This is a genomic window from Dietzia sp. CQ4 (genome assembly GCF_014145125.1).
Taxonomy (GTDB): domain Bacteria; phylum Actinomycetota; class Actinomycetes; order Mycobacteriales; family Mycobacteriaceae; genus Dietzia; species Dietzia natronolimnaea.
On record NZ_JAALDZ010000320.1, the window covers coordinates 1 to 2,080 of the forward strand.

Below are 2,080 nucleotides of genomic sequence, written 5' to 3' on the forward strand. Positions count from 1 at the left end.
TGCTGTGGTGTCACCACCCACGGCGAGACGCTCGTCGGTCAGGGTGACGCCCATCTGCCCGAGCTGCTCCCGCAACGCGGCGATCTCGTGGCGGAGCGCGTGGATGGAGTCGGTGGTCTCCGCACGCACGGAGTCGCGCAGGTCCTTCTCCACCACGAGCTCGTGCTCGCGGCGGGCGGAGATCTCGCGTTCGAGCTGCAGTTCGTACACGGTGTGCAGGTCGCGGACCCGGGCCGCCTCGGCCGCCGCCTGCCGCCGGTAACGGGCCACGAGGAACGCCCCGATGAACGCCGCCCAGAGTGCCGAGAGGGTGCCGATCCGCATCCACACCGGATTGTCGGAGAAGACCATCACCACGGTCGCGATGAGTGCCAGCACCAGGAGCGCCCCGAGAGCGATCCCCGCCAGGCCGCGGTCGTCGCCGCGGACGGGGCGGACGGATCGGGGCTTGTCGATCGCGCCGTCGGAACTCATGCCCCGCATGATACGCAGAGAACCACTAGTCACACGGGTAACCAGCGCGTGTTCCTCCAGATGCCCGCCGTCTGCTGACCGCTCGATCCGCTCAGGTCGACTGGGCCAGTCCCCCCACGTCATCGTCGGAGGGCGGGGTCTCGCACGACGACTCGAGGAACAGACCTGCCCCCACGAGCAGCGCCCCGGACACCAGCACCGCCACGGACGACGGCAGCTCGGCGCTGGCCGCCGCCAGCTCACCCAACCTCGGTGCGAAGTAGAGGACGAGTCCGACGCCCAGACCTCCGGCCGCGGCCCCCAGCACGGCCGACGCCTGCCCGAGGGCTGCGCACCGCGCGATCGTCAACGGGTGCATCTGACTGCGGTCCTGACCGACCCCGCCGTCGGAGATCGCGGACCGGATCCGGAGCGCAAGCAGCACGTCGATCACCGCCACCACCGGGAGCGTGACCCATCCCCACCCGAGGGGCGGCAGCGACCCGAGCAGCGAACCGGTCAGGAAGTAGGCGGCCACACCGGCGACGAGTGCGACCAGAACGAGGGTGGACACCGCGATGCGAGCCATGTCAGCGGCTCCACCCTTCGGGGGCCAGCCGGTCGTGCGTCCGGCGGACCGCGGCGACCTCGGCGGGGTCCAGGGCGTCGAGGTGGTCGGTGAGAGCGAGGCCGTCGAGCCGGGCCCCGGGCTCGACCTCCGACCACGGGACCAGGACGAACGCGCGCTCGGCGGCGCGCGGGTGGGGCAGGGTCAGGGACTCGTCCCGGGAGTGCACCGGCGTCCCGTCGACCTCCGCCGACACCACGTCCACATCGAGGGACCTCGGCCCCCAACGGACCTCGCGCGTGCGGCCGGCGGCGCGCTCCCGTGCGAAGCCCCAGTCGAGCACGTCGTGGGGGGACCCGGGGTGGTCGACGACGAGGACCGCGTTGAGGAAGTCGTCCTGCTCCACCCCGCCCCACGGTGGGGTCGCGTAGACGGAGGAGACGCGACGAAGGATGCCCTCCCGGGCGGCGGCGGCCACCACCCCACGGAGCAGGTCGAGAGAATCCCCCTGGTTTCCGCCGATCGACAGCACGGCCCGACAGGTCACCGGTCCACACCCGGGCCGTCGACGTGGACGCGCGAGCGTCGGGCCACCACCGCGACGTCGGCGAACTCGGCCGGGATGGGGGCCTGCGGCTTGTGCAGCGTCACCTCGACCGCGTGTGCCTGCGGGGCCAGGTCCATGATCCCGTCGGCGATCTGCGAGGCCACCGTCTCGATCAGGTCGCGGGGGGCCCCGGACACCACGTCGCGGGCGAAGAGCGCCAGCGCACCGTAGTCGACCGTGTCGGCGAGGTCATCGGACGCCGCGGCCGCGGTGAAGTCGGTCCACAGGACCAGGTCCACGAGGAAGTCCTGGCCGTCGCGTCTCTCGTGCTCGAAGACACCGTGGTTGCCGCGGACCCGCAGGCCCCTCAGTTCGATCCGGTCCGCCATCAGCCTTCCTCCACCCCTCCGGCCGCCCAGGCGGCCGTCACGCGAACGGCGTCGGCGCTCGGCGGGACGTCGTGGACTCGCACGGCCCACGCCCCCGCCGCCGCCGCGAGAGCGGTGACTGCC

General features: G+C 72.6%; 4 protein-coding genes. All 4 read right to left on the reverse strand.

What is annotated here, in order from left to right; genetic code table 11:
- A partial coding sequence (locus G6031_RS15895) for a DUF6779 domain-containing protein (protein WP_347238512.1) occupies nucleotides 1-474 on the reverse strand: 474 nt, incomplete at its 3' end.
- Nucleotides 475-565: 91 nt separating this feature from the next.
- Nucleotides 566-1,042 carry a DUF3180 domain-containing protein gene (locus G6031_RS15900; RefSeq protein WP_182639311.1) on the reverse strand — a complete coding sequence of 159 codons (477 nt, stop codon included), beginning with the start codon at nucleotides 1,040-1,042 and terminating at the stop codon, nucleotides 566-568.
- 1 nt (nucleotide 1,043) lies between these two features.
- Entirely contained in the window at nucleotides 1,044-1,568 is a 525-nt protein-coding gene (gene folK, locus G6031_RS15905; protein ID WP_179524475.1) for a 2-amino-4-hydroxy-6-hydroxymethyldihydropteridine diphosphokinase, read from the reverse strand.
- Entirely contained in the window at nucleotides 1,565-1,957 is a 393-nt protein-coding gene (folB, locus tag G6031_RS15910; protein ID WP_179524474.1) for a dihydroneopterin aldolase, read from the reverse strand. Before folB ends, folK begins: the two co-directional genes overlap by 4 nt.
- Nucleotides 1,958-2,080 lie beyond the last annotated feature (123 nt).

Coding starts and splice junctions, on each gene's coding strand:
- folB (WP_179524474.1), bottom strand. CDS start 1,957: ATGGCGGACCGGATCGAACTGAGGGGCCTGCGGGTCCGCGGCAACCAC.
- G6031_RS15900 (WP_182639311.1), bottom strand. CDS start 1,042: ATGGCTCGCATCGCGGTGTCCACCCTCGTTCTGGTCGCACTCGTCGCC.